We start from the raw sequence: 7,632 nt of genomic DNA on the forward strand, positions 1-7,632 counted from the left end.
GGCGCCGCACCGCGGTGGCGGTCGGCGTCGTGCTGCTGGGCGCCGGTGCCGCCGGCGCCTGGCTGACGCTGGGCCGGGACGACGACCGTGCCCCGGCCGCCGCGGCCCCGGCCTCGGTCTCGTCGTCACCGTCGTCGTCCCCGTCGGCGTCCGGGCGGTCCCCGGGCGGGACGGGCAGGGCGGGCAGGACGGCGGTGCAGGGGCCGATGGTGAACGGCCGCCGCCAGCCGCCCCGCGTCCGCATCCCCCGGTCGGCGAGCGGCCGGTACGCGGTGGTGCCGGGCACGGCGAAACCGAAGGGCACGCGCGGCACCCTCGTCCGGTACACCGTGGAGGTCGAGCGTGGCCTGCCGATCACGGGCGCGGACTTCGCGGCGGAGGTGCAGCGGGTCCTCAACGACCCGCGCAGCTGGGGGCACGGCGGCACCATGCGGTTCGAGCGGGTCGGCCGCGGGCCGGTGCGGTTCCGGGTGTCGCTGTCGAGCCCGGCGCTGACCGACCGGATGTGCGCGCCGCTGGTCACCGGCGGGGAGCTGTCGTGCCGGCAGGGGAACCGCTCGGTCATCAACGCGCTGCGCTACGGCGAGGGCGCCGCGTCCTACGGCCGCGACCTGGCCTCCTACCGCGAGTACGTGATCAACCACGAGGTCGGGCACGCGCTCGGCCACGGCCACCGGCAGTGCCCGGGCAAGGGCCGTCCCGCGCCGGTGATGGTGCAGCAGACCAAGTCGCTGTACGGGTGCGCCCCGAACCCGTGGCCGTTCCCCAAGAAGGGCTGACCTCGGCCGCCGGGGTGGTGCGCCGCCTAGACTCGGGGCCGACATGCGCATGATCAGAGGCGGGGGCTCCCGCGAGCTGGAGATCCGCCGGTCCCGGTTCGTGTGCACGCTGGCGCGCGCGTCCGGCGAGGCCGAGGCGGTGGAGTTCCTGGCGCGGCACCGCCGCGCGCACCGCGACGCCACCCACAACTGCTCGGCGTACGTGGTCGGCGAGCACGGCGAGATCACCAAGAGCAGCGACGACGGGGAGCCGGCCGGGACGGCGGGGATCCCGATGCTGGAGGTGCTGGTGCGGCGGGGGCTGACCGGCACGGTCGCGGTCGTCACCCGCTACTTCGGCGGGGTGAAGCTCGGCGCGGGCGGGCTGGTGCGCGCCTACGGGCAGGCGGTGTCGGAGGCGGTCGACGCGGTCGGGGTGGTGGAGCTGCGTCCGGTGCTGACGGTGACGGTGCGGGTGGAGCACGCGCTGGCGGGGCGGTTCCTGGGGGATCTGCACGGCCGCGGCGTGCAGCCGTCCGACGTCCGCTACGGCGCGGCGGTGGAGGCGGACGTGGCGGTGCCGATGGCGGAGGTGGAGGCGTTCGAGGCGTGGGCGGCGCAGGTCACCGCGGGCCGCGCCGAGGTGTCCCGCGGCGCGCCCGGCCACATCGAGGTACCGGTCTGAGGGACGCGCGGCCGTCCGGGGCGGGACGTGCCCGTCCGGCGTGCGGACCCGGGCGGGGCCGCACGCCGGGGTGGGCGGTCACCCGGTGAGGAAGTCCTCCAGGGCGGGGGCGAGGACGTCGGGTGCGACGTCGTGGGTCTGGCCGTCCAGGACGCGGTGCGCGCCGGCGGGCAGCAGCCCGGCCAGGCGGCGGGCGGCGTCGCGCATCCAGGCCGGGCTCGCGCCGCCGGCCAGCACCAGCGCCGGGACGGTGACGGCGGCGGCGGTCGCGGCGGGCAGGATCGCTCCGGCGGCGTCGTCCATGACGGCCGAGTCGTAGGCGAGGGTCGGCGCGAGCGCCTCCAGGGCGGGCCACATGGGGGCGTTGCGCATCTGGGCGAGGAGTTCGGCGGGCATGCCGACACCGGTCATGAACAGCTCCAGCGCGTCGCCGCGGCGGCCCTGCTCCAGGCGGCGGTTCAGCTCGGCGGCGTGCTCGCGGGTCCGCCGGATCCGGTCGGGCTCGTCGGGGGTGAACGGCGGCTCGTAGAGGGCGAGGCGGGTGATCGGCAGGCCGTGCGCGGCGGCCCGCAGGGCCAGCACGGCGCCGGACGACATCCCGTACACCGCGGCCTGCCCGCCGGCGGCGTCGATGACGGCGGCCAGGTCCTCGATCTCGCGTTCGACGGCGTAGGGGGCGGTGTCGCCGCTGCCGCCGCGTCCCCTGCGGTCGTAGGAGACGACGGTGCGGCGGCCCGCGAGCAGCGCGGCGAGCGGCGCGGCCGACCCGCGGTCGTTGAGCGCGCCGCCCACGCACACCAGGGCCGGTCCGCGGCCGGTGCGGTCGTAGGCGATGGGGGTGCCGTCCTTGGAGTGCACGGTGTCCATGAGCGGTGTCCTTCCGGATGCGCTGGGGCGGGCCGCCGGGTGCGGCCCGTTCGTGCCACCGACGCACGGGCGGGCCGCGAACGGACACCCCCGCGCGGATTCTCCTTCCCCGTTTTCTCCGGACGTGCCGCGCCGGTCAGCCGGCCCCGGCGGGGTCGGGTTCGGCGGTGTCGGGTGCGGTGGTCTCGGCGAGGCGGCGGGCCAGGTAGCGGCGTTCGGCGTCGCCGCCGGTCAGGTCGAGCGCGGCGCGGTAGGCGCGGGCGGCCTCGGCGCGGCGTCCCAGGCGGCGCAGCAGGTCGGCGCGGGTGGCGGGCAGCAGGGGGTAGCCGTCCAGGGCGCCGTCCCGTTCCAGCGCCTCGACCAGGGCGAGGCCGGCGCGGGGGCCGTGGGCCATGCCGACGGCGACGGCGCGGTTCAGCGCGACGACGGGGGTGGGCGCGAGGCGGGCCAGGACGTCGTAGAGCGCGGCGATCTGCGGCCAGTCGGTGGACGCGGCGTCGGGCGCGGTGGCGTGGCAGGCGGCGATGGCGGCCTGCACCAGGTACGGCCCGGCGCGGCGGCCGGCGGCGCGGGCGTCGTGCAGCGCGGCGTCCAGGATCCGCGTGCCCTCGTCGATCTCGGCGGCGTCCCAGCGGGCGCGGTCCTGGTGCTCGAGGGTGACGAGCGTGCCGGTGGCGTCGACGCGGGTGGCGGCGCGGGCGTCGTGCAGCAGCATCAGGGCCAGCAGGCCGCGCGGTTCGGGTTCGGCGGGCATCAGCGCCGCCAGCACGCGCGCCAGCCGGATCGCCTCGGCGCTCAGCCCGCGCCGCTCGGGCCCGCCGCCGGGGGTGTAGCCCTCGTTGAACAGCAGGTACAGCACGGCCAGGACGGCGCCGAGCCGATTGGGCAGCAGGTGCGGCGGCGGGACGCGGTAGGGGATCCCGGCGGCGCGGATCTTGTGCTTGGCGCGGGTGAGGCGCTTGGACATCGCCGGTTCGGACACCAGGAAGGCGCGCGCGATCTCGGCGGTGGTGAGGCCGGCGAGGGTGCGCAGGGTGAGCGCGACGCGGGCGTCGAGGGCGAGCGCGGGATGGCAGCAGGTGAACATCAGCCGCAGCCGGTCGTCGCCGAAGCCGTCCTCGCCCGCGCCGCCGCCTGGGGCGTCGGGGCCAGGCGGGTCGTCGGGGGTGACCGCGGTGAGGGCGGCCCGGCGGAGGCGGGCGGCGCGTGCGGCGTCGCGGCGGAGCCGGTCCACGGCGCGGTTGCGGGCGGTGGTGGTGAGCCAGGCGCCGGGGCGGTCGGGGACGCCGTCGCGGGGCCAGGTGCGCAGGGCGGCGGTGAAGGCGTCCTGCGCGCAGTCCTCGGCGAGGTCCCAGTCGCCGGTCATGCGGATCAGGGTCGCGACGATCTGCCCCCATTCGGTGCGGAACGCGGCCGCCGCTGCGGCGGCCGCCGTGTCCGCGTTCGCAGGCGGGCGGTGGGCCGGTCCGGGGTCCGCGGCGCGCCGGGGCACGGGCCGGGTCACGGTTCGTGGACGGGGCGGATCTCGATCTGGCCGAGCCGGGCCCAGGGGTGCCGGGCGGCGATCTCGACGGCCTCGTCCAGGCCGGCGCACTCGATGAGGCTGAACCCGCCGATCTGGTCCTTGGTCTCGGCGAACGGCCCGTCGGTGAGCAGCACCTCGCCGTCGCGGACCTTCACGGTGGTGGCGGTGGCGGCGGGGGCCAGGCCGGCGCCGCCGTACACCACGCCGCGCTCGGTCATCTCCTGCGACCAGCCGCCGCAGCCGGTGGTCGCGGCCTCCTCGGGGTCGGTGCCGGCGGTCTCGTCGCTGCAGATCATCAGCACGTAGCGCACAGGGCCTCCCGCGGTCGCCGGACGAGATCGCTCTGCTGGGCAGGATGCCAGATGCCGGGGTGCCCGCGCACGGTTCCCGGCCGGTCCGGAGCGGCGGGTGGCCGAACTCCCCGGAGCCCGCCGCAGACCCGCTGGTGAGGCATTAATGCAGGTCAAATAGGGTGGCGTAACAGTGGCGTAATGTTGGTGCGGCATCCTGGGCAGGGGTGCGGGCCGCCGGTTCGGGGCGGTGCGCCGGGGCCGGAGCGAGGGAGGGGCATGGGCGGGACGTCGCGGGCGGGACGCGGCGAGTGGGTGTCGTCGCGGCCGCGGGCCGAGCGGGCCCGGCAGGCCGCCGACGTGCTGCGCCAGCAGATCACCGGCGGCGCGTTCCCCGGCGGGACGCTCCCGGGCGAGCGGGAGCTGGGCGAGCGGCTCGGCGCGTCCCGCAACGCCGTCCGGGAGGCGCTGGCGCTGCTGCGCGCCGAGGGCCTGATCACGCGGCGGCGCGGGGTGGGCACCACGGTGGTCGCGGCCAAGCACGGGCACGGGCTGGACCGGCTGGCGGGGCTGGCGGAGGCGCTCACCGGGCACGGCACGGTCGCCAACGAGGTCCGCGAGATCGGCCGGGTCCCGGTGCCGCCGCCGGCGGTGGCGGCGCGGCTGGGGCTGGCGCCCGGCGCCGGCGCGGTCCGCGTGGAGCGGCTGCGGCGGCTGGAGGGCGAGCCGCTGTCGCTGGACACCACCTACCTTCCCGGCGACATCGGCGAGGGCCTGCTGCGGCGCCCGGACCTCGGCCGGGAGCTGGCCGAGCGGGACCTGTTCGGGCTAATCGAGGAGGTTGCCGGGCAGCCGCTCGGCCGGGCGGAGGTGCAGGTGCACGCGGTGGCGGCCGCCCCGGCGACGGCGGCGCTGCTGGGCGTCCCGGCGGGCGCGGCGATCTTCGCGATCGACCGGCTGGCGCATCTGGCCGACGGGCGGCCGGTCGACAGCGAGGCGGTGCACATCCGCGCGGACCGACTGACGCTGCGCGCCACCCTGTACCGCGCGCCGGGACCGCCCGGCGCCTGACCGCGCATGTCCGGGCCCGGGCGCCGCCTGCGGGTGCCGCCGGGGTGTTCGTCCTCGAGGGAGAGGAGGGGCCGTGGGCGGTCTCGGAATGCCGGTGCTGGCGGGGCTGGTGCTGTTCGGGCTGGTCGCGGGGGTCGGCATCACCGCGGTCGGGCCGGGCGGGGTGCTGGTGACGGTCGGGCTGTTCGCGCTGACGGGGCTGCCGCCGGCGCAGGTGGCGGGCACGGCGATCGTCACGCATGTGGCGACCGGGGCGCTGGCGACGGCCGCCTACACCCGGTCGGGGCAGCTGCGCGAGCGGGGCACGCGGCGGGCGGCGGTGGTGCTGGCGGCCGCCGCGGTCGTGGGGACGCCGCTGGGCGTGCTGGTCAACGGCGCGGTGTCGGGGCGGGTGTTCGGGATCCTGCTCGGGGTGTTCGTGGCGCTGGTGGGGGCGCTGGTGTGGCTCCGCGCGGGCCGTCCCGCCGCTGCGCCCGGCGCGTCCGGTGAGTCCGGCGACACCGGGGCCGGTCGGGGGCCGGGGGCGCCGGTGGTGGCGGCGGTCGGGTTCGCGGTGGCGGTGGCCGGCGGGGTGTTCGGGATCGGGGGGCCGATGCTGTGCGTGCCGCTGCTGGTGGTGCTGGGCGTCCCGGTGCTGTCGGCGCTGGCGGCGGCGCAGGCGCAGTCGGTGGTGATCGCGACCGTGGGGACGCTCGGGTACGTGGCGGCGGGGGCGGTGGACTGGCCGCTGGCAGCGCTGACCGGGGTGCCGGAGCTGGCGGGGGTGCTGCTGGGCTGGGTGATCGCGCGGGCGGTGCCGGCGGGCGCGCTGACGGGTTCGCTGGTGGTCAGCCTGTTCGCCCTGGCCCCGTATCTGGCCCTGCACGGCTGACCCGGCCCGCCGGGCGAGCGGGCGGGATCGCGCCGCGGCCCGCATCGGCGCGGTCACGGCGGAAGGGGGCGCGGGTGTCAGCCGCCGAGGCTGTCGAGGGCGGTGTCGAGGCGCTGGGCGAGGCGCTCGAGCTGCTCGTCGTTGGCGCCGGTGTCCAGTTCGGCGATGACGGCGTCCCGGGTGGTGATCACCATGGCGTCGTCGGGTTGTTCGCCGCGCCCGCCGGGCGTGGACGGGACGACGGCGGCGTGTCCTTCGACGACGACGAGCGCGGCGTCGCGGTCGGCGGAGGCCAGCAGTTCGTGCAGGTGGGCTGGTGTGATCGTCGGCATCGGGTGACCTCCTGTGGGTGTTCGGCGGGGCGCGTGGACCGGGACGGGGCCGGGGCGGTCAGGGCTTGTGGCCGGCGCCGGTGGCGATCTCGCGGGCGCGGGCGGGGCCGCCGGCGCCCGGGGACAGGGGCGGGGTGTCGCGTCCGGCGCCGGTGCGCAGGCCCTCCAGGAACTCGGCCATCGCGTCGCGGGCGGTGTGGCGGGGCGTCCAGCCGAGCTCGTCGCGGGCGCGCGCGGTGTCCATGATCGGCACTTGCAGGGCCAGGTCGAACAGGCCGGGCGAGGCGGGAACCAGGTGCAGGTTCCACGCGGCGGCGAGCGCGGCGCGCACGCCGCGGGCGGGCAGCCGGACGGTGCGGGCGCCGAGCAGGCCGGCCAGCACGCCGGGGTCGATGACAGGGTCGGCGGCGATGTTGAACGCGCCGCGGGCGTCGCCGAGCGCGGCGAGCGCGAACGCCCGCCCGGCGTCGGCGGAGTGCAGAGCCTGGAACCGCAGGCCCGGCAGGTCGGGGATGACCGGGACGCGGCCGGGCCGCACGAGCCGCCCCGGCACCAGCGGGCCGGCGAACAGGCGGCGCTGCTCGGCGGCGCTCTGGCGTTCGAACACGAACCCGGGGCGGATCCGCACGGCGCGGGTGCCGGGGTTGCGGGCCTCGAAGACGTCCAGGAGCCGTTCGACGTAGGCCTTCTCGCGGCTGTAGGCGGCGCCGGGCCAGCCGTGGGTGGGCCAGGACTCGTCGACGGCGCGGTCCTTGGGGCCGGGGGAGTAGGCGCCGACGGAGGAGGCCACGACCAGGGCGGGCACGCCGGCAGCGGCGACGGCGTCCAGGACGCGGGTGGTGCCGACGACGTTGGAGTCCCAGGTGACGGCGGGCCGGTGGGTGGGCTGGAACAGCCAGGCGAGGTGGATCACGGCGTCGGCGCCGCGCAGCAGCGGGACCAGGTCGGTGTCGGTGACGTCGGCCTCGGCCCATTCGGTGCGGTCGTCGCGGTCGCCGCGCGCGCCGGGGCCGCGGCGCGACAGCCCGAGGACGGAGGTGACGCGGGGATCGGCGGTGAGCGCTTCGACGGTGCTGGTGCCGATGTTGCCGGTGGCGCCGGTGACGACGACCCGCATGGTGTTCCCCCTCAGTCGTCCCTGCAGGTGGACGGCCCCATTCCCGCCACGCGCCGCTCTACACGTGCGCGCCGCCCCCCTGCCGCCCGCGTGGCGGGGTGCGCGCGGGCGGCGCG

General features: G+C 78.0%; 9 protein-coding genes. 4 read left to right on the forward strand and 5 right to left on the reverse strand.

Translation table 11 applies throughout. The annotated features are described in order from the left end of the window. Together F9B16_RS47475 and F9B16_RS47480 are read left to right on the forward strand one after the other, a co-directional pair. Positions 1-779: DUF3152 domain-containing protein (locus F9B16_RS47475; RefSeq protein WP_318839297.1), on the forward strand; the 779-nt coding region annotated here is incomplete at its 5' end. A gap of 43 nt (positions 780-822) precedes the next feature. Beyond that, positions 823-1,443, forward strand: coding sequence for a YigZ family protein (locus F9B16_RS47480; RefSeq protein ID WP_151546850.1), 621 nt, complete (start codon positions 823-825; stop codon positions 1,441-1,443). Between the two features lie 78 nt (positions 1,444-1,521). Here F9B16_RS47480 and F9B16_RS47485 read toward each other — a convergent pair whose 3' ends face one another. From F9B16_RS47485 to F9B16_RS47495, 3 genes are all read right to left on the reverse strand, one after another. After that, positions 1,522-2,310 carry an alpha/beta fold hydrolase gene (locus tag F9B16_RS47485; RefSeq protein WP_151546851.1) on the reverse strand — a complete coding sequence of 263 codons (789 nt, stop codon included), beginning with the start codon at positions 2,308-2,310 and terminating at the stop codon, positions 1,522-1,524. 136 nt (positions 2,311-2,446) lie between these two features. Beyond that, positions 2,447-3,814: an RNA polymerase sigma factor gene (locus tag F9B16_RS47490; RefSeq protein WP_318839298.1), complete on the reverse strand. Its 1,368-nt coding sequence runs from the start codon at positions 3,812-3,814 to the stop codon at positions 2,447-2,449. Further along, a complete protein-coding gene (locus tag F9B16_RS47495; RefSeq protein WP_151546852.1) occupies positions 3,811-4,146 on the reverse strand; it encodes a YciI family protein in 336 nt (111 codons plus the stop codon). The genes F9B16_RS47490 and F9B16_RS47495 overlap by 4 nt, the downstream gene beginning before the upstream one ends. A 258-nt stretch (positions 4,147-4,404) precedes the next feature. Between F9B16_RS47495 and F9B16_RS47500 the strand changes: the two genes are divergently transcribed. Both F9B16_RS47500 and F9B16_RS47505 read left to right on the forward strand, forming a co-directional pair. After that, positions 4,405-5,196, forward strand: a complete 792-nt coding sequence (locus tag F9B16_RS47500) for a GntR family transcriptional regulator (protein ID WP_151546853.1) — start codon at positions 4,405-4,407, stop codon at positions 5,194-5,196. A 73-nt stretch (positions 5,197-5,269) separates the two neighbouring features. Continuing rightward, positions 5,270-6,067, forward strand: a complete 798-nt coding sequence (locus tag F9B16_RS47505; protein ID WP_151546854.1) for a sulfite exporter TauE/SafE family protein — start codon at positions 5,270-5,272, stop codon at positions 6,065-6,067. Between the two features lie 77 nt (positions 6,068-6,144). Here F9B16_RS47505 and F9B16_RS47510 read toward each other — a convergent pair whose 3' ends face one another. Then, on the reverse strand, positions 6,145-6,399 hold the full coding sequence (locus tag F9B16_RS47510; protein WP_151546855.1) for a hypothetical protein: 255 nt from the start codon (positions 6,397-6,399) through the stop codon (positions 6,145-6,147). Between the two features lie 58 nt (positions 6,400-6,457). Next, positions 6,458-7,516, reverse strand: a complete 1,059-nt coding sequence (locus F9B16_RS53800; RefSeq protein ID WP_151546856.1) for an NAD-dependent epimerase/dehydratase family protein — start codon at positions 7,514-7,516, stop codon at positions 6,458-6,460. Positions 7,517-7,632 lie beyond the last annotated feature (116 nt).

Source organism: Actinomadura montaniterrae (assembly GCF_008923365.1).
Lineage (GTDB): Bacteria > Actinomycetota > Actinomycetes > Streptosporangiales > Streptosporangiaceae > Spirillospora > Spirillospora montaniterrae.